This window comes from Streptomyces sp. NPDC002446 (assembly GCF_053595675.1).
Map to the genome: position 1 here is coordinate 93648 of NZ_JBSFYC010000002.1, position 24829 is coordinate 118476.

At 69.2% G+C, this 24829-nt stretch carries 22 protein-coding genes; 14 read left to right on the top strand and 8 right to left on the bottom strand.

The features are described 5' to 3' along the window. Positions 1-117 precede the first annotated feature (117 nt). Positions 118-2346, bottom strand: a complete 2229-nt coding sequence (gene helR, locus ACWD6P_RS02095) for an RNA polymerase recycling motor ATPase HelR (RefSeq protein WP_451442053.1) — start codon at positions 2344-2346, stop codon at positions 118-120. Positions 2347-2551: 205 nt separating this feature from the next. Further along, the gene (locus tag ACWD6P_RS02100; protein ID WP_451442054.1) at positions 2552-3712 is read right to left on the bottom strand and encodes a diaminopropionate ammonia-lyase; all 1161 of its coding nucleotides are present in this window, start codon (positions 3710-3712) and stop codon (positions 2552-2554) included. 139 nt (positions 3713-3851) lie between these two features. Between ACWD6P_RS02100 and ACWD6P_RS02105 the strand changes: the two genes are divergently transcribed. Next, complete coding sequence (locus ACWD6P_RS02105) at positions 3852-4799, top strand: LysR family transcriptional regulator (protein WP_451442055.1); 948 nt, start codon at positions 3852-3854, stop codon at positions 4797-4799. A 386-nt stretch (positions 4800-5185) separates the two neighbouring features. Continuing rightward, a complete protein-coding gene (locus ACWD6P_RS02110; protein ID WP_451442056.1) occupies positions 5186-6289 on the top strand; it encodes a PP2C family protein-serine/threonine phosphatase in 1104 nt (367 codons plus the stop codon). Positions 6290-6678: 389 nt separating this feature from the next. Here the strand turns inward: ACWD6P_RS02110 and ACWD6P_RS02115 are convergent, their stop codons facing one another. After that, positions 6679-7275: a hypothetical protein gene (locus tag ACWD6P_RS02115; protein WP_451442057.1), complete on the bottom strand. Its 597-nt coding sequence runs from the start codon at positions 7273-7275 to the stop codon at positions 6679-6681. 109 nt (positions 7276-7384) lie between these two features. Next, positions 7385-7879, bottom strand: coding sequence for a hypothetical protein (locus ACWD6P_RS02120; protein ID WP_451442058.1), 495 nt, complete (start codon positions 7877-7879; stop codon positions 7385-7387). A 306-nt stretch (positions 7880-8185) separates the two neighbouring features. Here ACWD6P_RS02120 and ACWD6P_RS02125 point away from each other — a divergent pair, with 306 nt between their 5' ends. From ACWD6P_RS02125 to ACWD6P_RS02155, 7 genes are all read left to right on the top strand, one after another. Further along, complete coding sequence (locus ACWD6P_RS02125; RefSeq protein ID WP_451442059.1) at positions 8186-9346, top strand: alkaline phosphatase PhoX; 1161 nt, start codon at positions 8186-8188, stop codon at positions 9344-9346. Positions 9347-9443: 97 nt separating this feature from the next. Further along, a complete protein-coding gene (locus tag ACWD6P_RS02130; RefSeq protein WP_451442060.1) occupies positions 9444-10100 on the top strand; it encodes an HNH endonuclease family protein in 657 nt (218 codons plus the stop codon). Between the two features lie 225 nt (positions 10101-10325). Beyond that, positions 10326-10406 (top strand): putative leader peptide, encoded by an 81-nt coding sequence (locus ACWD6P_RS02135; protein WP_451442258.1) that lies wholly within the window; start codon positions 10326-10328, stop codon positions 10404-10406. 427 nt (positions 10407-10833) lie between these two features. Then, positions 10834-11931, top strand: coding sequence for an ABC transporter substrate-binding protein (locus tag ACWD6P_RS02140; protein ID WP_451442061.1), 1098 nt, complete (start codon positions 10834-10836; stop codon positions 11929-11931). A 3-nt stretch (positions 11932-11934) separates the two neighbouring features. Beyond that, positions 11935-12786 (top strand): ABC transporter ATP-binding protein, encoded by an 852-nt coding sequence (locus tag ACWD6P_RS02145; RefSeq protein WP_451442062.1) that lies wholly within the window; start codon positions 11935-11937, stop codon positions 12784-12786. Then, positions 12783-13841 carry an ABC transporter permease gene (locus ACWD6P_RS02150; protein WP_451442063.1) on the top strand — a complete coding sequence of 353 codons (1059 nt, stop codon included), beginning with the start codon at positions 12783-12785 and terminating at the stop codon, positions 13839-13841. The genes ACWD6P_RS02145 and ACWD6P_RS02150 overlap by 4 nt, the downstream gene beginning before the upstream one ends. A 96-nt stretch (positions 13842-13937) precedes the next feature. Continuing rightward, complete coding sequence (locus ACWD6P_RS02155; protein ID WP_451442064.1) at positions 13938-14837, top strand: TauD/TfdA dioxygenase family protein; 900 nt, start codon at positions 13938-13940, stop codon at positions 14835-14837. Between the two features lie 106 nt (positions 14838-14943). On the opposite strand, the gene ACWD6P_RS02160 is transcribed toward ACWD6P_RS02155, so the two are convergent. Beyond that, complete coding sequence (locus ACWD6P_RS02160) at positions 14944-15360, bottom strand: MmpS family transport accessory protein (protein WP_451442065.1); 417 nt, start codon at positions 15358-15360, stop codon at positions 14944-14946. Between the two features lie 252 nt (positions 15361-15612). Between ACWD6P_RS02160 and ACWD6P_RS02165 the strand changes: the two genes are divergently transcribed. The 4 genes from ACWD6P_RS02165 to ACWD6P_RS02180 all read left to right on the top strand — a co-directional run bounded on the left by ACWD6P_RS02165 (position 15613) and on the right by ACWD6P_RS02180 (position 19012). Continuing rightward, a complete protein-coding gene (locus ACWD6P_RS02165) occupies positions 15613-16086 on the top strand; it encodes a carboxymuconolactone decarboxylase family protein (RefSeq protein WP_451442259.1) in 474 nt (157 codons plus the stop codon). Between the two features lie 180 nt (positions 16087-16266). Continuing rightward, entirely contained in the window at positions 16267-17205 is a 939-nt protein-coding gene (locus ACWD6P_RS02170) for an RNA polymerase sigma-70 factor (protein ID WP_451442066.1), read from the top strand. A 156-nt stretch (positions 17206-17361) separates the two neighbouring features. Then, on the top strand, positions 17362-18156 hold the full coding sequence (locus ACWD6P_RS02175; protein ID WP_451442067.1) for a methyltransferase domain-containing protein: 795 nt from the start codon (positions 17362-17364) through the stop codon (positions 18154-18156). Between the two features lie 43 nt (positions 18157-18199). Continuing rightward, entirely contained in the window at positions 18200-19012 is an 813-nt protein-coding gene (locus ACWD6P_RS02180) for an alpha/beta fold hydrolase (RefSeq protein ID WP_451442068.1), read from the top strand. Here ACWD6P_RS02180 and ACWD6P_RS02185 read toward each other — a convergent pair. The 3 genes from ACWD6P_RS02185 to ACWD6P_RS02195 all read right to left on the bottom strand — a co-directional run bounded on the left by ACWD6P_RS02185 (position 19002) and on the right by ACWD6P_RS02195 (position 23529). Further along, positions 19002-21548, bottom strand: coding sequence for an ATP-binding protein (locus ACWD6P_RS02185; protein WP_451442069.1), 2547 nt, complete (start codon positions 21546-21548; stop codon positions 19002-19004). The two genes, ACWD6P_RS02180 and ACWD6P_RS02185, sit on opposite strands and share 11 nt — an antisense overlap. A 384-nt stretch (positions 21549-21932) precedes the next feature. Further along, entirely contained in the window at positions 21933-23216 is a 1284-nt protein-coding gene (locus tag ACWD6P_RS02190) for a hypothetical protein (RefSeq protein WP_451442070.1), read from the bottom strand. Between the two features lie 91 nt (positions 23217-23307). After that, positions 23308-23529 carry a hypothetical protein gene (locus ACWD6P_RS02195; RefSeq protein WP_451442071.1) on the bottom strand — a complete coding sequence of 74 codons (222 nt, stop codon included), beginning with the start codon at positions 23527-23529 and terminating at the stop codon, positions 23308-23310. 73 nt (positions 23530-23602) lie between these two features. Here ACWD6P_RS02195 and ACWD6P_RS02200 point away from each other — a divergent pair, with 73 nt between their 5' ends. Beyond that, positions 23603-24817, top strand: coding sequence for a carboxylate-amine ligase (locus tag ACWD6P_RS02200; RefSeq protein ID WP_451442072.1), 1215 nt, complete (start codon positions 23603-23605; stop codon positions 24815-24817). Positions 24818-24829 lie beyond the last annotated feature (12 nt).

Consider the following 24829-nt stretch of genomic DNA (forward strand, 5'->3'; position numbering starts at 1 on the left):
GAACACTCCGTAGGCAATGGCCGATTGCCCTGTGATGCTCCTCTCAGCCGCAACGGGAGGAGGCCGCCCCGGTGCCGGGGCGGCCCACCGACTGGCCGCTTGGCCGCCTGGCCGACGTCAGGAGGTCGTGAGGATGACGAGTTGCTGGGTCGCCCGGGTCATCGCGACATAGCGGTCGACCGCTCCTTCGACACCCTCGCCGAACGACTCCGGTTCGATGAGGACGACCAGATCGAACTCAAGCCCCTTCGAGAGCTCGGGCGTCAGCGACCGGACGCGGGACGACCCCCGGAACGTGCCAACTTGGGACGACCCCCGGAACGTGCCGACTCCGATGTCACCGGCGCCGATGACGCAGGCGATCCCGTCCTCATGCGCGGCGAGCCAGGTGTCGAGGATCGCGTCCAGATCCGCAACAGATCCGTGTGCGACGGGGATGCCGCTGCTGCGGATGGAGGTCGGCACATTGGCGTCCGGGAGCGCGGCTCGGATGACCCCTTCGGCTTCCGCCATGACCTCTTCCGGCGTCCGGTAGTTGATGCTCAGGGCGGCCACATGGATCCGGTCGAGCCCGATCCGTTCGAGCCGCTCCTGCCACGACTCCGTGAATCCGTGCCTGGCCTGGGCGCGGTCCCCGACGATGGTGAAGCTCCGGGACGGGCACCGCAGCAGCAACATCTGCCACTCGGCGTCGGTCAGCTCCTGGGCCTCGTCCACGACGATGTGCGCGAACGGCCCGGCGAGCAGGTCGGGGTCCTCGGTGGGCAGTTCGGACTCGTCGACCAGGCTGACCTGGGCGTCCTGGCCCCGCAGCATCGTCACCAGGCCTTCGCCGTCGTCACCGTCGGCGCCGGACTGCGATGCGGCCTCGATCAGGTTGTCGACGACCTGCGCCATGCGCTCGCGCTGGGCGGCGAGGACGGCCTTGTGCCGGAGCTTGCGCCGGGCCGCCTCCGGGTCGCCCAGCCGCTGCCGCGCCGCGTCCAGAAGCGGCAGGTCGGACACCGTCCAGGCCTGCGGGGCCTGCTTGCGCTGCAGCTTTTGCACCTCGTCGGGGCTGAGCCAGGGAGCGCACATCCGCAGATAGGCGGAGACCGACCAGAGGTCCCCGACGAGGTCGGCCGCTTCGAGCAGCGGCCACGCGCGGTTGAGGGTGGTGACCAGCTCCTCGTCGTGCAGCAGCGACCTGCGGAACAGGTCGGGTGACACCTCGTCGCCGTCGTACTTGTCCATGTACTTGTCCATCAGGATCGCGACCAGCTCGTCCCAGATCTGCTCGCGCGCCTCGTTGTGCGGGGTGCCCGGCTCCACTGCTTCGAACGCTTCGGCCCAGTCCTCGGCGCTCAGCCAGATGTCCGACCAGTCGGTCGTGACCGTCATCCCCTCGGCGGGCGGTTCCTCGTAGAACCTGACGGCCTTCTCGATCGCGCGCACCATGTCCGCGGACGATTTCAGCAGCGCCACCTCAGGGTCGGTCTCGATCGCTGCCCCGGCTCCCTCGGCGACGAGGTCCCGCAGGGTGCAGGTCTGTACGCCCTCCTCTCCGAGGCTGGGGAGGACGTCGGCGACGTAGGCCAGGTAGGGCCGGTGCGGACCGACGAACAGCACGCCGCCCCGACGGTGACCGAGCCGCGGGTCGGAGTAGAGGAGGTAGGCGGAGCGGTGCAGGGCGACGACGGTCTTCCCCGTACCCGGCCCGCCGTCGACGACGAGCGCGCCACGGGATCCCGCCCGGATGATGGCGTCCTGGTCGGCCTGGATGGTGCCGAGCACGTCCCGCATCCGGGGCGACCGGTTGCCGCCCAGGCTGGCGATGAAGGCGGACTGGTCGTCGAGTGCCGCGTGCCCTTCCAGCCCGTCAGCGGTGAACACCTCGTCCCAGTAGTCGTTGATCCGCCCGCGGGTCCAGCGATACCGGCGGCGGCTCACCAGGCCCATCGGGCTGGCGTGGGTGGCTCCGAAGAACGGCTCGGCCGCGGGGGAGCGCCAGTCGAGCAGCAGCCGACGACCCGCGCTGTCCGTGAGGCCGAGCCGTCCGACGTACACCGGCTCGGGGTTGTCCGCGCTGACCATGTGTCCGAGGCACAGGTCGAGGCCGAAGCGACGCAAGGTGCGCAGACGACCGGTCAGTTGGTGGATCTCCGTGTCCCGCTCCATCGCCTGCCGGCCCATACCGCCCGGTGCTCTGCGCGCGGCATCGAGGCGGTCGGACAGTTCGGCTATGGACTGCTCCAGACTCTCCGCTATGGCCGCGAAGTGCTGCTCGTCGCCGGCGATCAGCATCGGGTCGGCCTTCGGGGAAAGCTGGCCGGGAAGGTCAAACGCACTGGTGGTCAGAGGGTTCATGGCATCAGCTCCGCTCTGCGGTCCCACCGGTTCGACGTCACCGCGCGCCCCACAAGCTGACAAAGATGAACTCACTTCGTGAATCTCCCATTCCCGCAGGTTCTGGCTTAGGCCAGTGATTCTGCGGTACGACCGGGGCCTTGCCGCAAGCCCCCCTGTGCGCTATAAGTTGAAAGTGGCAAGGAGTGGGTACTCCCCTTTGCCTTCAGCCCCCGCAGTGGACGGACCCCAGCCCTCGCGAAGCGTCGGCGGTGGCGTGCGGGTTGGCGTCCGGGCCTTCGGTGCTCAGCAGTACGACCACCGAGGACGGGCCGAGCCCCAGCGCCGTACGGCGTGCGTCGGCGCCCGCGCCGGTGAGCACGGTGCGGAGACCGGCGAGCGTCGCGGCCCCGCAGGGACCCGACGAGACACCGAGGGCCGCGAGGCGAGCGGCCGCCCGGGCGCTGTCCGCGTCCTGGATGGCGACCGCGGCGTCCAGCCCGCCGTACAGGTAAGGCCAGGCGATGCTGGAGAGGGTGCCGCAGTTCAGCCCGGCCATGGTGGTGTCGCCGGTGGTGATGCTGACGGGTTCGCCGACGGTGAGGCTTTCGAGGGCGCAGGCCGCGGTCTCCGGCTCCACCGACAGCAGTGCCGGCGCCCGCCCGGACGGGCGGCTGCGGTAGTGAGTGACGACGGCCTGGGCCAGTGAGCCCACGCCCACTGGTACGGACACGAGGTCAGGTCCTTCGGCGACTCCCTGTGCCGCCAACTGCTCGTCGACCTCGGCGCAGAGGGTGGAGTAGCCCTCGACGATCCACGCCGGGACCTGCTCATAGCCCGGCCAGGCGGTGTCCTGGACCAGGACCGTGTCCGGCGCGGCAGCCGCCTCGGCCGCCAGGCGTACGGCCTCGTCGTACGGCCCTATGACCTCGGTGACCTTCGCCTCTTCGGCGACGATGGCCGCCACGGCCTGCGGATGCACGCCCTGCGCGACGAACACGTGGGCGCGCTGCCCCAGCAGGCGTGCCATGCGCGCCACCGCCCGGCCGTGGTTGCCGTCGGTGGCGGTCACCAGGGTGACCGGGCCCGGCGCTGTGCCGCCCGTGGCCCGCCCGGCAAGGGCGCGGTGCACCGCCCAGGACGCCCCCAGCGCCTTGAACGCGGGCAGCCCCAGACGGCACGACTCGTCCTTGACGAAGACCCGGCCCACCCCCAGTTCCGCTGCCAGTGGCGGGAGTTCGGTCAGCGGAGTGGGTGCGTAGTCGGCGAGCGTGGCGTGGAAGCCCCGCACCTCGGCGGGTGCGGGGGCGCACCGCCAGGTACGGGCACCGGGCCGCACGAACCACCGCGGCGTACGGGGGGAGGGAGAGGAAACGTTCTCAGGCATGGGATCAGCATCCGCTGTCGTCTTATGATCGGTCCAGCGAAGGTTTCCGACCTGTACTCATCGAAAAAACCGAACGAAACCCGAACGACGAACGATCGAGGCCCTGTCGTTCCACGAGGGCGAGGAGAGTGCTCTGGCAGTGTTCGACCTGCACCGACTGCGTCTGCTGCGCGAACTCAAGCACCGGGGAACCCTGGCGGCCGTCGCCGCCGCCCTGTCCTACGCTCCTTCCTCCGTCTCCCAGCAGCTCTCACAACTGGAAGCCGAAGTCGGCGTACCGCTGCTGGAGCCGGTCGGGCGGCGGGTGCGGCTGACCGAGCAGGCCGAGATCCTCGTCGCCCACACCGAAGCGGTCCTCGAACGCCTGGAGCGGGCGGAGGCGGAGATCGCCTCCTCCCTGACCGAGCTGACCGGCACCCTGCGCATCGCCGCGTTCCAGACGGCCGCCCTGGCCCTGGTGCCGGCCGCGCTCGGCCTGCTGCGGGAACTGCACCCGCACCTGCGCGTCCACGTCACGCAGAGGGAACCGGAAGAGGCCCTTCCCGCCCTGCAGTCCCGCGACTTCGACCTGGTCCTCGCTGAGGAGTACCCCGGCAACCCCAACCCGCGACCGGCCGAACTCGAACAGCAGGACCTGCTCGACGACCCCCTGCACCTCGCACTGCCCGGACCGGGCGAGGGCGCGGCGGCCGACGGCCCGATGGCGGCGCTGCGTTCGCTCGCCGACCACCCCTGGGTGATGGAGCCCGAAGGCACCGCCGCGCGGCACTGGGCCATGACCCTGTGCCGCGACGCCGGCTTTGAACCCGACGTACGGTTCGAGACCACCGACCTCCTGCTCCACCTGCGCCTCGTCGAGCAGAATCACGCCGCTGCCTTCCTGCCCGACCTCGTCTGGAGCGGCGAACGCCCGACCGTGCCCCTGCGGAAGCTCCCTCGCGGTCAGCGAACACGCCGCATCTTCACCGTCGTCCGCCGAGGCCGCAGCCAGCACCCTGCCATCCAGGCGTGCCGGGACGCGCTCCTGTGGGCGACGTCCTTGCCGTCCACCCCGTCCAACCCGCCCACCCCGTCCAACACCACGTGACCGACGATTCACCATTCGTGTCGAAGGGATTGGCCGGAGGCGGTGTCCTGACGCCACGGTCATCTCAAGATCACGCCGCCCTGCCGTGACCGAGAAGCGGCACGGTGCAGTGCAGTCCGAGGGCCGGCGGCGGATGGCGGGAAGAAGTGCAGGTGAAGGCCCTTTGCCGTGGGGGAGTGCGCCTGTGACGAGCGCATTTGCCCCACAAGGCGTATATGTGAAGCCACGGGATGTACAAGCAGGGGGTGCACAAGCAGTTGTACAAACGGTTGTGTAAACGGTTGTACAAGCAGGGATGCGCCAACAGGAGCGGGCGGTAAGGCGAACCGTGCGGTGGCCCTGTTCCTTCCGGGTTGCGAGTGTGGCCCGGCAGCAGGAGATGCACTGTGAGAGTCCTGCAACCCACACTGGCGAAGGTGCCGTGGATGCTCGCGGCGCTGGCCCTCGTGGTCGGCGTGCTGCTGGACCTCTTCGCGCCCGAGCCGTACACGGGGCTCCCGCTGCTGGCCGCCGCACCGCTCGTCGCGGGCGCCACGCTCTCCTTCCGCTCCGCGCTCGCCGTCGTGTGCATCACGTGTGTGGTCTCGGTGGCGGTGGACATCGAACGGGAACGCCCGGCGACACCCTTGTTCGTCGACCTGGCCGTGGTCGGCTTGATCGGCGTACTGGCTCTCGGCGTCAACCGGCTCATCGTGCGACAGGGGCGTGATCTGGCGCTGGCCAGGGATGTCGCGGAGGCGGTCCAACGGGCGGTGCTCCCGGATCCGCCGAGGCGGGTCGGGCCGCTGGACGTGGCTGCGGGATATACGGCGGCGCAGGCAGAGGCGCGCATCGGCGGTGATTTCTTCGCGGTGCAGGAGACGCCGTTCGGGGTGCGGATGATCATCGGGGATGTGCGGGGCAAGGGCATGGCGGCCGTCGCCGCCGTATCGGTCGCGATCGGAGCGTTCCGTCAGGAGGCCGAATACGCTCCCACCTTGGTCACGCTGGGGCAGCGGATGGACGAGGCGCTGGCCAGGGCAGCGGCCGGTGGCGGCCCGGTGATCTCCACGGAGGGCTTCACCACCGCCGTACTGGCCGAGGTGTCGGCCGACGGGGAGGTGCTGAGCCTGGTGAACCGCGGGCATCCGCCTCCGTACCTGGTTCACGACGGGCGGTTCGTACAGCTCGACCCCACCACCCCGCAGCTGCCCCTCGGGGTGGGACTGGGCGATATCACTCCCGCCTGCCCCGCGCCTGTCGATGTGGTGCGGCTGCCTCCGGGGGCCTCGCTGCTGCTGGTGACTGACGGTGTCACCGAGGCGCGGGACGGGCGAGGGACGTTCTACGATCCGGTCCTCGCCGCGCGCCTGCGCAGGCGGTTCCGGGACCCCGACGCGTTGCTGGATGCCCTCACCAAAGACGTCGGCCGCTGGACCGAGGGCGTACGCGAGGACGACATGGCCATCCTGGTGGTCACCCGGCGCCGTCGCCCGCCCCCCGCTGCCTAGCGTGGTGTCGGCGCAGGTGGCGGTGGGCGGGAGGACGTGCGCGACAGGGCCGACCACGGGGTGTCCGGCGGATCAGAGGCCGACCCCGAGGACCCGCCAGTCGACCGGGAGAGCGTGGTGCGTGAGGAGGCCGCTCAGGGGGACCTTGAGGTGGGGTTGGACAGGAAGCGGGTCGTCCAGGGGAGCGGCCGCGGCCTGTGCCGACACAGGGGCAAGAAGAACGATCGCAAGCGCGAGACCGGTGAGTGCATGACGTGTGTTTTTCACGCCAAGCCAACGAGTCGACGGTGGTGATGTCACCACCGAGCCGGCCGGCTTGGGCCGGGTGGGCTACCAGTTCGCGGCCGTGTCGTTCGTCGCGGACCCGGCCATGACCCATCGGACACGCCCTAGTAGGGGCCTCCCCTGAAGAGGGTGTTCTTGCGCGGACGCGGCCGGTCGTCTCGGCGGTGCGCGGTGTCAGAGCGCTCATCCGGGGCCGAGCGTTCGGCGAGAGTCCGCAACGTTCCCAGGCCTGCCAGGACTTCGGGGCGGTTGTCGGCCCGCTTCATCCACACCGGAAGCCGCGAGAACATCGCCATCGTCGGCGAGGCGACGTGCGTGCGCAGCCCGGCGCTGACGTACGCGACCAGCTCATCGATGTGCTTCTCGTTGTACGCCCAGAGGATCTGCCCGACGCAACGGGTCTGCAGCCACAGCGGCTGTCGGAAGAACGGATCCTCGGTGCCGCCCAGCGCCGGACCCACGAGAACGGTGGTGCCCGCCACCTCGGCTTCCCACTCGTCCGTGGCCCCGCACGCTGCGCACACGAGTCGGCGCGGCATGAACATCAGGTCACTGAACCGGGGTGCCTCAAGACCTGGCCTGGGCACGACCAGGGCGCGGCCCCCGCACCGCGGGCACACCACCAGAATGCGGTCCGCGAACTGCGCCAGCCACCATCCCGGGTCGTTGTAACGCACCGGACCGCTCGACTCGGACTTCATGGCGAGCACCATGGCACACGCAGCGCGGCCTTGGGCTTCGGGACCTCGGCCGCGCGGCATTCGTCGCCTCCCGGGGCAGCGCCGCACGACCGACCCACCGGGCAGGCCCTCAGGCCACCGATGCGGCCGAACCAGGCGCCGGTACCCCCGCCTTGGACCGCCAGTAAGCCGGGGTCCGTCGATTCTCGTCCTTGAGCCAGCCGCTGAGCTGATCCGCCGACAGGTGGAAGGCGAAACCCAGCGCGAAGGCCTGGAAGTCGGCCAGCTCGGTCAGCAGTACCGTGGTCGGGTCCACGACGTGTGTGGTGTGCTGCTCCTCGCATCCGCACGCCACGTTCACTTCCACATGGACGTTCTCGCAGTACTCTCCCGAGCAGTCCGCGTCCAGCAGGAACGCCAGCCGGTCGTCGGCCCCGTCGTGCACAGTGATCTCCAGCGACAGCGTCCCCGGCCCCCACTCCCATTCCAGCGGGATCCCCGGCGGGCAGTCCACTTCCAGCTGTGCGGCCGCATACCGCACGAGGGCGAAGTCGTCCTCCCCGGCGTCGGGGAAAAGCTGCTCAAGAGGTGCGTCGTCCAGGCGCCCGTGGTGCCGATTTGTCATGCGGCCGATCTTCGCTGCGCGGCTGCTCATCGGGCAACCGGTTAGCGGTCGAGGGGCCGGGGAGACGGGCCGGGCCTGCGGAGCTCGCTCGCTTCCGGCCCATCCGCAGTCCGGAAAGTTCCCCCGTCGTTCATTTGGTGGCGTGAGTGATCGTTTCTGCGCAAAACCTACTCACCGGTCGGCCGGAAAGAGTTCGCCTACGGGCCCCTGATCAGCCAGGTGCCGCGGCCCTACCTTCTCCTCGGTGACCAGTCGGCAAGGCGCTCAACTCCTGATTTTCCGCTGTGCTTTGACGAAGGAGTAGATATGGAACGTCGTACCTTCCTGCGCGGAGCCGTCATCGGCACCTCGGCCGCCGCCTTCGGCGGCACCCTCCTGCACGGCGCCGCCTACGCGGCCCCGGCCCAGAACGGCCCCGGCCCCTACGGTGCGCTGGGCTCCGCCGACGCCAACGGCATCCAGCTGCCCAGCGGCTTCACCAGCCGGGTCATCGCCCGCTCCAGCCAGACCGTCTCCGGCACCTCGTACACCTGGCACAACGCTCCCGACGGCGGCGCCTGCTTCGCCGACGGCTCGGGCTGGATCTACGTCTCCAACTCGGAGATCAACCCCAGCGGCGGTGCGAGCGCCGTCAAGTTCAACTCCTCGGGCACCATCACCGGTGCCTACCGCATCCTGTCCAACACCCGGCAGAACTGCGCGGGCGGCGCCACCCCGTGGAACACCTGGCTCTCCTGCGAAGAGGTCTCCCTCGGCTCCGTCTACGAGACCGACCCGTGGGGGGTGAACGCCGCCACCCGGCGCGACGCCATGGGCAAGTTCAAGCACGAGGCGGCCGCCGCCGACCCGGGGCGCCAGGTGATCTACCTGACCGAGGACGAGACCGACGGCTGCTTCTACCGGTTCATCCCGACCACCTGGGGCAACCTGTCCTCCGGAACCCTCCAGGTCCTGAAGGCCGGGACCGGCACCTCGGGCTCGTTCACCTGGGGCACCGTGCCGGACCCCGACGGTTCCCCCACCACGACCCGCAACCAGGTCTCCGGCGCCAAGCGGTTCAACGGCGGTGAGGGCTGCCACTACGCCAGCGACACCGTCTGGTTCACCACCAAGGGCGACAACCGCGTCTGGCAGCTCAACCTGGCCAACAGCACCTACGAGCTGGCGTACGACGACAACCTGGTCAACCCCGGCCCCGCTCCGCTGACCGGCGTCGACAACGTCACCGGCTCCTCCTCGGGCGACCTGTTCGTCGCCGAGGACGGCGGCAACATGGAGATCTGCATCATCACCCCGGACGACATCGTCGCGCCGTTCCTGCGGATCACCGGGCAGTCCGGCTCGGAGATCACCGGACCGGCCTTCTCCCCCAACGGCACACGGCTGTACTTCTCCAGCCAGCGCGGCACGAGCGGCAGCTCCTCGGGCGGCATCACCTACGAGGTCACCGGTCCCTTCCGCACCTGACCGCCCCGGTACCAGCCCGAGCGGCTTCTGGTGGCCCCGGCTCCTGCTCCTGCGCCGGGGCCACCAGTCCCATTCCGCCTTCTTCCAAGGAGGATCCGTGTCCCGTGCCCTGTCCCGACGCCACTGGTTCGGCCTGACCGGTGCGGCACTGGCCGCCGTCGCACTGTCGACTACGACGCTGACGACCCCGGCCCACGCCACCCCGCCCAACATCCCCAGTAAGTCCGCCGCCCAGTCCGAGCTCAATGCGCTGACCGTGACCGCCGAAGGCAGCATGACCGGCTACTCACGCGACCTGTTCCCGCACTGGATCACCATCTCGGGCACCTGCAACACACGGGAAGAGGTGCTCAAGCGCGACGGCTCGAACGTGGTGGTCGGCAGCGACTGCTACCCGGACTCCGGCAGCTGGTACAGCCCCTACGACGGCATCACCGAGCACGCGGCATCCGACATCGACATCGACCATGTCGTCCCACTGGCCGAAGCCTGGCGCTCCGGTGCCAGCTCGTGGACGACCAGCAAGCGCCAGGACTTCGCCAACGACCTCGTCTATCCCCAGCTGATCGCGGTGACCGACAACGTCAACCAGTCCAAGGGCGACAAGGATCCGGTTGCCTGGACTCCGCCGCTGTCCTCCTACCACTGCACCTACTCCAAGATGTGGATACGGTCCAAGTACCACTGGGGCCTGACCCTCCAGTCCAGCGAGAAGACGGCGCTGCAGAGCATGCTCAACACCTGCTCCTCGTGATCGGACGTCGGTCCGTCTGAGACACACATTTTTTTGCGGCGGCAGCGGGGTCGGGGGCGGCGGTTCCCGGCCCCGCTGACCCGCCGCCCAGGGGCCGGTCTGCGGCTGTGATTGTGATTGTGATTGTGAAGGAAATGCTGCGCGCGTGTGACGGTGGAATCAGAAAGTGAGACGAGGGCTCTCGTCGCATTGACGTGGCCGATATTCGCTGCCAGCCTCCCGAGTGTGAGTCACTCGGAGAACTTCACCGCACGCCGGCACGTCGATCTGCGACGCCAGGCCAGCGCCATCTGTGCCGCTGGCTGATTGAGCCGCCGACGACCTGCGTCACCCGTCACCATGTGAGCCACCGCTGATTCCCGTGCGGTCGATGCCTCGGGAATGCCCCGTTGCCCGGTGATTCGCGGTTGCCCGGTGATTCGCGCCCATGCCCACCTGGAATCTGCCGGGTTCGCCGGGTTCGGTGTCGCGTGCCCATTGTTTCGCTTTTCCCTGCTGAATTCCTTATCGGATTTCGCATCTCGGGCTGTGTCCCCGCCCGACGGAAGCGGAACGGCGGCGGCTCTCGCAGGTGACGGAGGGATTCGCCCGGGTGCTGGGCCGCCACGTCCCGGTCGTCGCCGCCGCACCGTGGCCCACCCGGCGCCTCCTCCCGCCATTCCGCTCGCGTCCGTAGCCGACGCCGTACGCGTACCGCCGCCGCTCCACCCCACCGACTTGAACAGGACCCTCCATGAGCTCCATAACCAAGCTGAGCACGCCATCGAGCCGACGACAGTTCCTCACCCTGCTGGGTCTCTCGGCGGTCGCGGCCGGCTGCGGCACCGGGGGTGGCGGCGCGGCCGAGGGGCAGACCAAGACCCTGCGGTACCAGGGGTGGGCGGGGTCCGTCATCCTGCCCGAACTGGCCCAGGACCTCGGCTTCCTGGAGGACGTAAAGCTGAAGTGGGTCGGCAACACGATCAGCGGGCCGCAGGACATCCAGTCGGCGGCCACCGGTCAGGTCGACTTCGGCGGCGCGTTCAACGGAGCCGTCGTCAAGCTCGCCGCGCGAAAGGCCCCCATCACGGCGGTGATCAGCTACTACGGCGTCGACAAGGCCGCCTACAACGGCTTCTACGTGCTCAAGGACAGCCCGATCCACTCGGCCCGTGACCTGGTCGGCAAGAAGGTCGGGATGAACACCCTCGGCGCGCACTCCGAGGCGATGCTCGACATCTACCTGCAACGCCACCGCCTGTCGCGGGCGGACATCGAGAAGGTCGAGCCGTTGGTGGTGCCCCCGGTCAACACCGAGCAGTCCCTGCGGCAGAAGCAGATCCAGGTGGGCGTCCTCGGTGACATCCTGCGCGACAAGGCCCTGCAGACCGGCGGCATCAGACCGCTGTTCACCGACCATGAGCTGCTCGGAGACTTCTCCGCCGGCACATACGTCGTCAACGACCGTTTTCTGAAGCAGAACCCCGACACCGCGCGCACCTTCGTCACCGGCGTCGCGCGCGCCATCGAGTGGGCCCGTGCCACACCACGCGAAGAGGTCATCGACCGGCAGATCGAGATCGTCAAGAAGCGTGGCCGCAACGAGAGCACCGCTCCGCTGAAGTACTGGAAGTCCTTCGGCGTGGCCGAGACTGCCGGGCGCATCGCCGACAAGGACCTCCAGCTGTGGATCGACTGGCTCGCCGCACGCGGTGACATCGAGAAGGGCCAGGTCAAGGCGTCGGACCTCTATACCAACGAGTTCAACGCGTACGGCCGGAAGGGCAACCGAAAGAACAGTCCGAAGGACACGTCGTCCGCGGCCGAGCCGACCTCCAAGAGCGGGAGCTGACCCATGCCGGAATCCGCCACACCGAAGATCGAGTTCGAGCGGGTGCGCAAGACCTTTCCCGCCAAGAGGGGGAGGGGCCAGCGCCGCGGCCCGGCACACGGGGACGGCGAGTTCACCGCCCTGGACGGTGTCGACCTGCGGATCGACGCGGGGGAGTTCGTCGTCGTGGTCGGCCCCAGCGGGTGCGGCAAGTCCACGCTCCTGGACCTGCTGGGCGGCCTCGCCCGTCCGACCGCCGGACGGATCCTGCTGGACGGCGAACCGGTGACCGGGCCCGGCCTGGACCGCGGCATCGTCTTCCAGCAGTACGCCCTGCTGCCCTGGCGCACCGCCCTGGGCAACATCGAGTTCGGCCTGGAGGCGACCGGCGTGCCGCGGCGTGAGCGCACCGCGCGGGCCCGCGAATACCTGGACCTGGTCGGGCTCTCCGGATTCGAGAACCGTCACCCGCACGAGCTGTCGGGCGGTATGCGCCAGCGCGTGGCCATCGCCCGCTCTCTCGCCTACGACCCCGACGTCCTGCTGATGGACGAGCCGTTCGCCGCACTGGACGCCCAGACCAGGGAGTCGCTCCAGGACGAGCTGCTGCGCATCTGGCAGCGCACCGGAAAGACCGTCGTCTTCATCACCCACGGCATCGAGGAGGCGGTCTACCTGGGGCAGCGGGTGGCCGTCATGACCTCCAGGCCCGGCCGCATCAAGCAGGTCGTACCGATCGGCTTCGACTCCCGCACGGAGACGGACGACCTGCGGTCCAGCGCCGAGTTCGCACGGTACCGACATGAGATCTGGACGCTTCTGCACGACGAGGTGACAAGGACCCAACTGCTGGAGAAGGAGGAGGTCTCCGTATGAGCCTCGCAAGCGGTTCGAGCACTCGGCGCACGGCCCCGGAGGAACTCCAGGCCCCGGAGGAACTCCAGGGCCTGCAGGAACTCAACGCTCCGGAGGAACCCGATCATCTGGAGGAACCCGATCATCTGGAGGGACTCTCCACGGCGACGACCGGCACTCCGTCGGCGACGACCGACACTCCGTCGGCGACCACCGGCACTCCGTCGGAGTCCGCTGGGGAGCCCGCGGCCGCCCTGCCGATCGCCCTGAGCGCACCGCGGCTCCGCCGTGCTTCCGTGGTGCCCCGCCTCCTGCGCGCGGCACTGACCGGCGCCACCAAGTCGGCGGCGATCGTCGCCCTGCTGCTCGCGTGGGAGCTGGCGCCCCGCCTCGGTCTGGTGGACCGGACCTTCCTGCCGCCGTTCAGCGAGGTCGCCCAGGCATGGTGGGAACTCGTGGCCAACGGTCAGCTCGCGGACAACGCGCAGGCGAGCCTGGTGCGTTCGTTCAGCGGATTCGGCATCGCCGTGGGCGTGTCCGTACCGCTGGGCCTGCTCATCGGCTGGTACCGGCCGGTCGCCGATCTCCTCAACCCGCTGCTGCAGGTCTTCCTCAACACCGCCGCCCTCGCCCTGCTGCCGGTGTTCGTCCTGCTGCTCGGCATCGGCGAGACGTCGAAGATCTCCATCGTGGTGTACGCGTGCGCATGGCCGATCCTGTTCAACACGATCAGCGCGGTACGCACCGTCGACCCCACCCTGCTGAGGCTGGCGAAGTCCATGGACCTGTCCGCCCCGCGGCTGTTCCAGAAGGTGATCCTGCCGGCCTCGGTGCCGACGATCTTCACCGGAATCCGGCTGGCCGGGGCGGTGTCCATCGTCGTCCTGGTCGCCGCCGAGATGATCGGCGCCAAGGCCGGTCTCGGCTATCTGATCAACGCGTCCCAGTACAACTTCGCCATTCCGCAGATGTACGCGGGCATCGTCACCATCTCCGTCATCGGCGTGGCCTTCAACCAGCTGCTGGTGGCCGTGGAGAAGCGGCTCAGCTCGTGGCGCGTCCCGGCGACGAGCTGACGTTCGCAGCCGCCCCAGCGCACGGCACCTCCCTCGCCCTCACCTCCTGTGCCCTCACCTCCTGAGACAGCCGAAAATCCCGAAAGGAACTCACACATGAGCACCAGTACAGGCTTCGACATCCGCCGGATCGGCGGACGCATCGGCGCCGAGATCGTCGACGTCGACCTCTCCGCCGACCTCGACCCGGCGATCGTCGCCGAGATCAACGCGGCTCTGCTGGAACACAAGGCGCTCGTCTTCCGCGGCCAGCAGCTGGACGACGCGGCCCAGCTGCGCTTCGCCTCCCACTTCGGCGAGCTCACCACCGCCCACCCCACCGTCCCGTCCGTGGACGGGCAGCCCCACATCCTGCCGGTCGACGGCGACGAGGGCATCCGCGCCAACCACTGGCACACCGACGTCACCTTCGTCCGCACACCCCCCAAGGCGTCGACCCTGCGCAGCATCGTCGTCCCGCCCTACGGCGGCAACACGCTGATCGCCAACTCGGCCGCGGCCTACCGGGACCTGCCCGAGCCGCTGCGCGAGCTGGCGGACACGCTGTGGGCGGTGCACACCAACGACTACGACTACGCCGTGCCGAAGAACGACAAGGCGGCCGAGCACCGCAGGCAGTTCGTCTCGCGCAAGTACCGCACCGCCCACCCGGTGGTACGCGTGCACCCCGAGACGGGGGAGCGCGGCCTGTTCATCGGAGGCTTCGCGCAGACCATCGAGGGCCTGGGCCCCGCCGAATCCCGGGACCTGCTGCGCATCTTCCAGTCGTATGTGACGCGGCCGGAGAACATCGTCCGGGTGGCCTGGACACCCGGCGACGTCGTCCTGTTCGACAACCGCATCACCCAGCACTACGCCCCTGACGACTACGGCGACCTGCCGCGCCTGCTGCACCGGGTGACCGTCGCCGGGGACGCTCCGGTGGGCATCGACGGGTCCGCCAGCCGCGCCCTCGAAGGCGGTGACGCCGACCACTACACGCCCGCCGTGGCCTGACGCCCCCCGGTCCGTCAGTCGCCGAGGTCCGTTCGAGCACCTCCTGCGGGACCCCCGGAGGTGCTCGGCAGGACCTTGTCGAGGTATCCGCCGGTCTGTCGCGGACCTATCCGCTGATCGGCGAGACGGCGATGCAGCCGGTCACGACGTTGTCGCCGGAGGCTTCCTTGATGACCTTGCCCTTGTAGATCACCTTGCAGGTGAGGCCGGCACCAGTCGGGTCCGTCGAGACGGGGACGACGGTGGGCGGCATGATCCCGCGCAGGGTCACGGTCTTCTTCCACGGCAGCCGCGGCTTGGCGACCTTCTCCAGCTTCGGGTTGGCCGCGGAGCCCGCGCCGGCGGAGAACTCGATCTCGTCGACGTTCTTGCCGGAGACCTCGTACGTCACCTGGTAGGTCTCGTTGACGGCCTTGTCGACCGCGTCGACGGCCTTCTCCTCGGCCGCGGAGCAGGCGCCGAGGCCCAGCGCGAGACCGGCGGTGGCGAGGACGCACACGGCGGTGCGGATACGTCTGTTCATGCCCGCAGACAACAGTAAAGTTCGCGTAAAGTCAATATCTGATGGGGTAATGACTGCAGGTCAGGGCGGTGGGACTCGGGGACTCGGTGTCGTCCGGGGGCTTGGTGAGGGTCGTGGACGGGGACGGTGACTGCTTCGTCGGCTGACGGGTGCCGACGGCGGGGAGACGCAGGTCACCTTCGCGTATGTCACAGGGCGTCGGGCTACCTCGTCTCAGGGGTGTAGGCACTGATGACCACGAAGGAGCACACCATGGACGCGCGGCTGAACTACGTGACCGGCCCGACCGCCCCCAAGGCCTTCAAGTACCTGATGTCGGCGGGCAAGGCGCTCAAGGAGTCGCCGCTGCCGACCGCGACGCAGGAACTGGTGGCACTTCGCGTAAGCCAGATCAACGGCTGCGCCGTCTGCATCGACATGCACACCAAGGAGGCCGCCGCGGCCGGCGAGACCTCGGTGCGGCTGAACCTGGTCGCGGCGTGGCGGGAGGCCACGGTCTTCACCGAGGCCGAGCGTGCCGCGCTGGAGCTGGCGGAGGAGGGGACCCGGGTCGCGGACGCGGCCGGCGGGGTCAGCGACGCGGTGTGGGCGAACGCCGGCAAGCACTACGACGAGGAGCAGCTCACCGCCCTGGTGGTCCTGGTCTCCTTCATGAACATGGTGAACCGGCTGAACGTCATCACCCAGCAGCCGGCCGGCGATTACGAGGCCGGGCAGTTCCACTGAACGGCATCGGCATCGGCATCGGCATCGGGATCGGCACCTGGCTCGGGGTCCGGTTGCGGACTCCGGGCCCCGGTCTCGGGAGCATTACTCTGGCTTGCCCGTGGCCCGGATGATCACCCGAAGAGGTCCGCGCCGGCGAGTACGGCCCGCTGGGAGGGCTGCAAGGGGAGGGGATTCGGCGTGAGCAAGGTCGAGGAGTCCAAGGTCGAGGAGTTCGAGGAGCTGCGGCCGCTGCTGTTTTCGATTGCCTATCGGATTCTGGGCAGCGTGGGGGAGGCCGAGGACGCGGTGCAGGAGACCTGGCTGCGCTTTGACGGCTCATCGACCCGGCCCACGTCGACCAGGGCCTTTCTGTCGGCCGCGGTGACGCGGATCTCGATCGATGTGCTGCGTTCGGCGCGGGCGCGGCGGGAGGAGTACGTGGGGCCCTGGTTTCCCGAGCCGCTGCTGAGCGACCCCTATGAGGATCCGGCGCGGTCGGTGGAGCTGGCGGACTCGGTGTCGATGGCGGCGCTGCTGCTACTGGAGCGGCTCAGCCCGCTGGAGCGGGCGGTGTTCGTGCTGCGGGAGGTGTTCGGCTTTGGGTTCGACGAGGTCGGCGCGGCGGTGGGGCGGTCGGAGGCGGCGTGCCGGCAGCTGCTGGTGCGGGCGCGGCGGCATATGGAGGCCGGGCGGCCGCGCTTCGAAACGGCCCGCGAGGAACGGGAGGAACTGGCGTCGCGGTTCTTCGACGCCCTCCGCGAAGGCGATGTGGCCGGCCTGCAGGAGCTGCTCGCCGCCGACGTATCGATGGTCGGCGACGGCGGCGGCAAGGCCCCGCAGCTGGCCAGGGCCGTCCTCGGCGCCCAGAACGTGGCCCGACTGCTTGCCGCCGTCTTCCCCTCGATAGCCCGGATCGACGTGACGTGGGAGCCGCACGAGGTCAACGGCCAGCCGGGCGCGATCTTCCGCGACCGCGACGGCAAGGTCCTCAACACCATGGTGCTCGACGTACTCGACGGACAGATCCAGACGATCCGCTCGGTGATCAACCCCGACAAGCTCGGCCACATCGGGCCGGTCGCCGACGCCTGGGCCGTCGACCGCGAGGTGAAGCAGGCCCGCCGGCAGCCGAACTGACGCCGAGAAGCGGCCCGGTCCGGCTCGTTCAACGGCAGCTCAGGACACGCCCGCAAACGTGCGCGGCCGCAGCCGCCGGTCGGGGGAGGCTACCTACGGCCCGGCCCGTGTGCCCGTGCCCGGCTCGTCCCTGACCTGTTTGAGGAGCACCACCAGGTGACCAACACGTGGAACACCGATCTTGCTGCCGCGTACGGTCGCCACTGCGGCACGCTGCGCGGCGCCCTCCGGCACGCCCTGGTCGACCGGGCCCTGGCCGAGCATCTCCCGGCCGAACCGCAGCACATCCTCGACATCGGAGGCGGCGCCGGCATCCAGGCCCAACGCCTCGCCCAGCGCGGGCACCACGTCACCCTTCTCGACCCAGACGAGACCGCGCTCGCCCAGGCCCGCGCCGCCTGGCTCCCGTATGCCGAGCGCGCCCACGGCACTCTGTCCTTCCTGCACGGCACCGGCGAGCAAGCGCCGCAGCTCGCCGGCACCGGGTGGGACGCGGTGCTGTGCCACGGCGTGCTGATGTACGTCGACGACCTCGCACCCCTGCTACGCGGCCTCGCCCACTGCGTCACGAGCGGTGGCCTGACCTCAGTGCTCGCCAGGCAGCAGGAGGCACTGGCCATGCGCCCGGGGCTGGAACGCGACTGGCCACGTGCCCAGGAGGCGCTGCGCACCGAAACCGAGGCGGGGCCGAGCCGCGGCGTCGACCGCGAGGAGGTCATGCGCCTCCTCGCCGCGCACCACATCCACCCCATCCGCTGGTACGGCGTGCGCGTCTTCACCGACCACCTCGGCGATGAGCCGGTGAGCGAGGACTTCGACCAGGTACTGGACGCCGAGTGGGAGGCCGGACGCCGCACTCCCTACCGCCACATCGCCCGCCACTTCCACCTCATCGCTCACCGCACCGAAGACGAGGACGAAGACGAAGAAGAAGACGAGGATCAGGGGTAGGGGCAGGGGCATCGCCCCCCCGCACACGTCAAGGGAGCCCACCGTGCCGCCCGAGTCCTTCATCCGTCTTCGTGGTCGTCGCTTCGCCTTTCTGGACTTCGGTGGGCCCGGACCCGCCGTCCTTGCCCTGCACGGCCATTTCGGGAGGGGGCGGATCTTCGCCCCTCTGGCAGAAGCACTGGCCGGGCGGTATCGCGTCATCGCGCTCGACCAGCGGGCCCACGGCCTGTCGGACCACGGCGGTGAGCTCACCCCCGACGAGTACGTTGAGGATGCGGCTGCCTTCCTACGCGCCCTCGCTCTCGCACCGGCCACGGTTCTGGGGCACTCCATGGGGGGTGCCATCGCCTACCTCCTGGCCGAGCGCCACCCCGAACTCGTCACCGCGCTGGTCGTCGCGGACATGACCGTACGCAATGAGGAGCCCGAGACGCGCCCCGTTCTCGACGTCTCGGGCTGGCCGCGCACGGCGGCGTCGCGCGAGGAACTAGGAGCTGCGATCGAAGCGCACGGTGTTCCTGACGCCGGCTACTTTCTCGACAGCGCGGTCGAGTCCGACGACGGCTGGGGACTGCTCTTCGACACCGCCGAGATGATGACCTCTCAACGCGCCCTGACCGGGGACCACTCTGCCGCGTGGGCCGCATCGCGGCAGCCGGCCCTGCTGCTCAGGGCCGGCGAGAGCTTCGTCCTCACCAGCGAAACGGCGAGCCGGATGGCTCAGGAACGGCCACATACGGAGCTGGTCGAACTCGCCGGCTGCGGACACTGGCTCTACGCCGACGACCCTGACGGGTTCGCCCGAGCCGTTCGTTCCTTCCTGGACAGCGGTATCGGAAATCTGCTTACGAGGTGACCGCGGCCGGGAGGTCGGGCCGGGCCGGCGGGTGGCCGGCGGCGGTGGGGACGGTGAGGACCATGGTCATGCCGCCACCGGGGGTGTCTTCGGCGGTGAGGGTGCCCGCGATGGCTTCGGCGAAGCCGCGGGCGACGGCCAGGCCGAGGCCGACACCGGCGCCGCGCGGGGCGTCGCCGTAGCGTTGGAAGGGTTCGAAGATGCGGTCCTTGGCGTCGTCGGGGACGCCGGGGCCGCGGTCGGCGACGCGGATCTCCACACGGTCGCCGAGAGTGCTGGCGGACACCAGGACGGTCTCGCCGTCGGGGCTGTACTTCACCGCGTTCTCGACGATGTTGGCCACCGATCGCTCCAGCAGTCCGGGGTCGACGGCGACCATCGGCAGCTCTTCGGGGATGTCGAGGATGACGCTGTTCTCCGGTACGCCGCCGAGCGCCATCGGCACCACTTCGTCGACGTCGATCTCGCGGATCAGGGGCGTGACGGTGCCGGTCTGCAGCCGGGACATGTCGAGGAGGTTGCCGATCAGCTGGTCGAGGCGGTCGGCGCCCTCCTCGATGCCCGCGAGGAGTTCGGCCTGGTCCTCGTCGGACCATTCGATGTCGTCGGAGCGCAGGGAGGTGACGGAGGCCTTGATGCCGGCCAGGGGCGTGCGCAGGTCATGGCTGACGGCCGCGAGCAGGGCGGTGCGGATGCGGTCGCCCTCGGCCAGCTTTCGGGCTTGTTCTGCCTGGGACTGCAGGCGCTGGCGGTCCAGGACGACGGCGGCCTGCGCCGCGAAGGCGGCCAGCACGCGACGGTCCTCGGCGGGCAGGACCCGGCCCGACAGGGCGAGCGCCAGGTGATCGCCGACGGGCATGTCGACGTCCGCGTCCTCAGGGCGTTCGAGCGGGCTGGCGTCCCCCACGCTGCCCGAGCAGGTCCAGGGGGCGGTGTCGTTCTCCCGCTCCAACAGTGCCACCGCATCCATCGCGAAGGTCTCGCGCACCCGCTCCAACAGGGCGTCCAGCGTGGTCTCGCCGCGCAGCACGCTGCCCGCCAGGAAGGAGAGGATCTCCGACTCGGCGCGCAGGCGGGCGGCTTGATGGGTGCGCCGGGCGGCGACGTCGACGACGGACGCGACCGAGATCGCCACCAGGACGAAGATCATGAGCGCCAGGATGTTCTTGGGGTCCGCGATGGTGATGCGGCCGACAGGCGGCGTGAAGTACATGTTCAGCAGGACCGAGCCGACCACGGCCGAGGCGAGCGCAGGCAGGAGCCCGCCGAGCAGCGCCGCCGCCACCGTCAGTACGAGGAACAACAGCATGTCGTTGGCGAGTCCAAGCACCGCCCCGACCTCCAACAGCAGCAAGGTCAGCAGCCCCGGCCCCACCGATCCGACCAGCCAGCCCCAGACGATCCGGGACCGTCCCAGCCGCGCGCCGCGGGCGACCGGCAGCCCGCGGCCCTTGGCGGCTTCCTCGTGCGTGACGATGTGGACGTCGAGGTCGGGCCCCGAGTCCACGGCGACGGTCGCCCCGACACCGGGGCCGAAGATGTACTGCCACGACTTGCGGCGGGAGGTCCCCACCACGATCTGGGTGGCGTTCACCCCGCGGGCGAATTCGAGGAGGGCGGAGGGGATGTCCTCGCCCATGACGTGGTGGAAGGTGCCGCCCAGATCCTCGACGAGCGTGCGCTGAACGGCGAGTTCCTTGGGCGAGGCGGAGGCCAGCCCGTCGCTGCGGGCGATGTAGACGGCGAGCACCTCGCCGCCGGCGCCCTTCTCGGCCAGGCGGGCGGCGCGCCGGATGAGCGTACGGCCCTCGCTGCCGCCCGTCAGGCCGACCACGATGCGCTCACGCGAGCCCCAGATCTTCGAGACCCGGTGCTCGCTCCGGTACTCCTGGAGGTACTCGTCGACCCGGTCGGCGACCCACAGCAGCGCCAGCTCGCGCAGCGCGGTGAGGTTGCCCGGCCGGAAGTAGTTCGACAGCGCCGCATCGACCTTCTCGGGCTTGTAGATGTTGCCGTGCGCCATACGGCGGCGAAGCGCATGGGGCGACATGTCGACCAGTTCGATCTGGTCGGCGCGGCGCACCACCTCGTCGGGAACGGTCTCCTTCTGCCGCACACCCGTTATCGACTCGACGATGTCGCCGAGGGATTCCAGATGCTGGATGTTCACCGTCGAGATCACATGGATCCCGGCCTCCAGCAGCTCCTCGACGTCCTGCCAGCGCTTGGCGTTGCGCGAGCCGGGGACGTTGGTGTGGGCCAGCTCGTCGACCAGCGCGACGGCCGGCCTGCGCGCCAGGATCGCGTCCACGTCCATCTCGGTGAAACGGGTGTCGCGGTACTCCATCTCCCTGCGCGGGGTCTGCTCCAGGCCGTGCAGCATCACCTCAGTGCGCGGCCGCTCGTGGTGCTCGACGAAGGCGACCACACAGTCCGTGCCGCGCTCCACCCGCCGATGTGCCTCGGACAGCATGGCGTACGTCTTGCCCACGCCCGGTGCCGCGCCGAGGTATATTCGAAGCTTGCCGCGTGCCACGTGCTCTCGCTCTCAGTGTCGTCTCGGTCAGGGCGCGAAGCCTGGGTCGTCAGGGTCGAAGCGGTAGCCCAGACCGGGCGCGCTGGAGAAGTGCTTCGGATGTGCAGGGGCGGTGTCCACGAAGGCCACATCGGTCAACGTGAGTTGCTGTGCAGGATTCGGTCGAACGGAGCCCGCGCGACCAGGAGAGAGAACCGCAGCGACGGCCCGCCCTCGCTCCTCTTGACGGGTCCCTTACGGCCGTTGGTGCGACATTGACGCATCCCTAACACCTGAAGAGGCAACCTGCGGACGTGCAACGGCGCAACCGCGCACTCGGCACGGCGAGTAGGGTCCGGCAACCTCCGCGGTTCGGTTGCCGGACCCTGCGGGTTGTCAACCCGCCTACGCCTTCACCACCTTGGCGAAGAGGCCGTAGAGCTTCTTGTAGGCGTCGTCCTGCGTGGGGATGAGTACGAGGACGCGGATGGTCAGATGGCCGCCCTTCGGGACGATGTGGATTCCCTCAGGGGGCGAGCCGAGGACGACGTTTCCGTCGGAGCCGTCGTTGATGATCATTCCCCAGAAGCCGGTCTCGAACTCCGGGGCCAGGACCGAACCGTCCGGCAGCTGACCGAATCCGACGTTCCAGTGCCGGACGTCGGTTTCGCCGGCGTACATGGTGACGTCGTAGGAGTAGATGTACTTTCCGGACTGCCAGTCCTGCCAACTGGAATTGAAGGTGTAATCGACGGTGAGGTTCTGCTGGACCGCAGTGAAACGGACCGTGTCCGGTTCGGATTCCTGGGCGCCGTGGACGGCCTTTACCGTCACACTGTGACTTCCCAGGCTCCAGCCGCCCTCGGGGGAGAAAGTCCATTTGTCGCTCGTCACCGGTGCGGTGCCGAGCTGGGTGCTTCCGTCGACGAGCGTCACCGAATCGGCGTTGAACGCGACACCGTCGACGGACACGCCGGGGTCGACTTCCGCACCGTCCTGGGGAGACCTGATGTCCACGACGGGTGTCGGGAGGATCACGTAGAAGCGCAGGTACGCCCTGCCGGACTGCACATCGTCCCGCACGGCGATGGCGGACAGGTCGTGCTGGCCGAGGCTCCAGTCGGAATCCGGGTCGTACTCCCACTTGCTGTCCTTGACCGGGCACGTGCCCAGCTGCTTGGCCCCCTCGTACAGCAGCACCTGCTGCACGTCGGGCGCCGCGTTGCCGCGGACGAGCTGCCGGCGGTCCTCGGTCTTCGCGCTGGCCGCGGGAACGGTGAAGACCGGCGTCGGGACGGGCCGGACGAACGCGAGAGCCGACTGGGCCTGGTCGTTCCACGAGCCGGTGGGGCTGCCGGCGAGCGGGATCCTCGTCAGATCGGCGATCGACTCGCCGGCCTTGACCGGTAACTGCGAACCCTGCTGGTTCGTCCGCGTGAAAAGGACGTTGTCGATTTCGGTGTTGTTCACGACGGCACTCACACCGTCACCGCTCTGGTCGAATCCGTAATCACTGAAGTTGTTCGCCGTTCCCTTGACCGGGATGACGAGAATCTTGTCCCGGTCTCCGCCCACGTTGTAGTTGGCGTCGGCGAACAGGGAGAAGGCACCTGCCGGAGCCTTGTCCTTGCCCCGGCCGTGAATGACGTACGGTTCATCGGCGGAGGCGCCGTTTCCGTTGACGGTCATATTCCGTCCTCTCTCTTTGGCGACTGTGCATGCGCATCGATGCCCATGGCCCACTCCTCAACAAACGCCCGAAAATTCGTGTTAAATGAGTTCAGGCCATGGAGTTCAGGCCATGGATGTCGGATGGCAACTCCCGTGCAGGGGCGGCGATTTCGCGCCGGTCGTTCGAGAGGCAATGCCCGAGGGTTTTTATGTCGTGTAGCTGTCGCGCGGCCGGTACCCCGGCCCGGCCGGAGGCGCCGCGGATGTGCCGGCCGGCCCGCCGGCCCGCCGGCCCGCCGCCGATGACCAGTGCCCGCGTCCGCTCACGCATGCCCCGTTCCCGTTCCTCCCCAGGTCGAATTCGACGCTTTCCCGCCCCAAGCTTTGCTACTTTCCATGACAATATGATCGCTGTGGGTAATGAAGCTGACGGTACTTCAGACGCGAAAGACCATCTCCCGACCGGTCATGGTCGGCACCATGCCCCTGCGAGGACTCCGGACCTGCTGACGGTGGGGGTGGAGGAGGAGTACTTGCTGGTCGATCCGGCGACCCGGGAGGTGACGCCGCAGGCTCAGAAGGTGGTGACGCAGGCTTCTTCCTGCGGGCTCGGCGACCGGGTCAGCACCGAACTCACCTGCTACCAGGTCGAAGCGAGGACCGAACCGCACACCGCCATGAAGGACCTCGGCGATCAGATCCGGTCGATGAGAGCCGCAGTCGCCGATGCTGCCGGACGACAAGGGCTGCGCATCATCTCCAGCGGATCTCCCGTACTCGGCCAGTCGGTTCCGCCACCCATCTCGGAGGGGCGCCGATACGCACAGAGCATCGCGACGTTCCGCGCCCTGGACGACGAGCAGACCGCCTGCGCCTGCCACGTCCACGTCGGCGTATCCGACCTGGCCCGGGCCCTCCAGGCCAGCAACCACCTGCGCCCCTGGATCCCGGCCCTCATCGCCCTGTTCGCCAACTCGCCCTACTGGGCGGGCAGGGACACCGGCTATGCAAGTTGGCGCACGATGACCGCAGCGCGCTGGCCGGTCGCCGGTCCGCCGCCGTACTTCGAGTCCCCCGGGCACTTCGAGGACCTGGTCAGCCGCGTCATCGAGACCGGCGCCGTCCTGGACCGCGGCGGCCTGTACTGGGACATCAGACCTTCCAGCCATGTGCCGACCCTGGAGATCAGAGTGGCTGACGCCACCGCCACCGCCGACGAGACCGTCCTGCTCTCCGCGATCGTCAGAGCCATGGTCGCGACCGCGCTGCAGGCCATCGACACGGGGGAAGCGGCTCCACGTCCCCGGCCGGAACTCCTGCGCGCCGCCTCCTGGCGTGCCGCACGCGACGGCCTGGGCGGGCAATCCGTCAACCTGCCCGACAGCCGTCTGGTCTCCGTGACGACGTACGTGGATCGGCTTCTGACCTGGATTCACCCTGCTCTGCGGCGCAACGGCGATCTGGAGCTGGTGCGCGACGGGTGGTCACGACTGCGAGCCCACGGCAATGGCGCCGACCGCCAGCGCGCCGCCTACCAGCGCCGCGCCGGCTTCCCCGATGTCGTCGACCATCTGATTGCCTCCGCCACACCTGCCGGCCGCGCATCAGGCCGGGGATGAGGACGGGGACGA

Excerpts from the sequence above, each read along its gene's own strand:
- helR (WP_451442053.1), bottom strand. The coding sequence starts at position 2,346 with ATGAACCCTCTGACCACCAGTGCGTTTGACCTTCCCGGCCAGCTTTCC.
- ACWD6P_RS02100 (WP_451442054.1), bottom strand. The coding sequence starts at position 3,712 with ATGCCTGAGAACGTTTCCTCTCCCTCCCCCCGTACGCCGCGGTGGTTC.
- ACWD6P_RS02115 (WP_451442057.1), bottom strand. The coding sequence starts at position 7,275 with ATGAAGTCCGAGTCGAGCGGTCCGGTGCGTTACAACGACCCGGGATGG.
- ACWD6P_RS02120 (WP_451442058.1), bottom strand. The coding sequence starts at position 7,879 with ATGACAAATCGGCACCACGGGCGCCTGGACGACGCACCTCTTGAGCAG.
- ACWD6P_RS02125 (WP_451442059.1), top strand. The coding sequence starts at position 8,186 with ATGGAACGTCGTACCTTCCTGCGCGGAGCCGTCATCGGCACCTCGGCC.
- ACWD6P_RS02140 (WP_451442061.1), top strand. The coding sequence starts at position 10,834 with ATGAGCTCCATAACCAAGCTGAGCACGCCATCGAGCCGACGACAGTTC.
- ACWD6P_RS02145 (WP_451442062.1), top strand. The coding sequence starts at position 11,935 with ATGCCGGAATCCGCCACACCGAAGATCGAGTTCGAGCGGGTGCGCAAG.
- ACWD6P_RS02150 (WP_451442063.1), top strand. The coding sequence starts at position 12,783 with ATGAGCCTCGCAAGCGGTTCGAGCACTCGGCGCACGGCCCCGGAGGAA.
- ACWD6P_RS02155 (WP_451442064.1), top strand. The coding sequence starts at position 13,938 with ATGAGCACCAGTACAGGCTTCGACATCCGCCGGATCGGCGGACGCATC.
- ACWD6P_RS02160 (WP_451442065.1), bottom strand. The coding sequence starts at position 15,360 with ATGAACAGACGTATCCGCACCGCCGTGTGCGTCCTCGCCACCGCCGGT.
- ACWD6P_RS02165 (WP_451442259.1), top strand. The coding sequence starts at position 15,613 with ATGGACGCGCGGCTGAACTACGTGACCGGCCCGACCGCCCCCAAGGCC.
- ACWD6P_RS02190 (WP_451442070.1), bottom strand. The coding sequence starts at position 23,216 with ATGACCGTCAACGGAAACGGCGCCTCCGCCGATGAACCGTACGTCATT.
- ACWD6P_RS02195 (WP_451442071.1), bottom strand. The coding sequence starts at position 23,529 with ATGCGTGAGCGGACGCGGGCACTGGTCATCGGCGGCGGGCCGGCGGGC.
- ACWD6P_RS02200 (WP_451442072.1), top strand. The coding sequence starts at position 23,603 with ATGATCGCTGTGGGTAATGAAGCTGACGGTACTTCAGACGCGAAAGAC.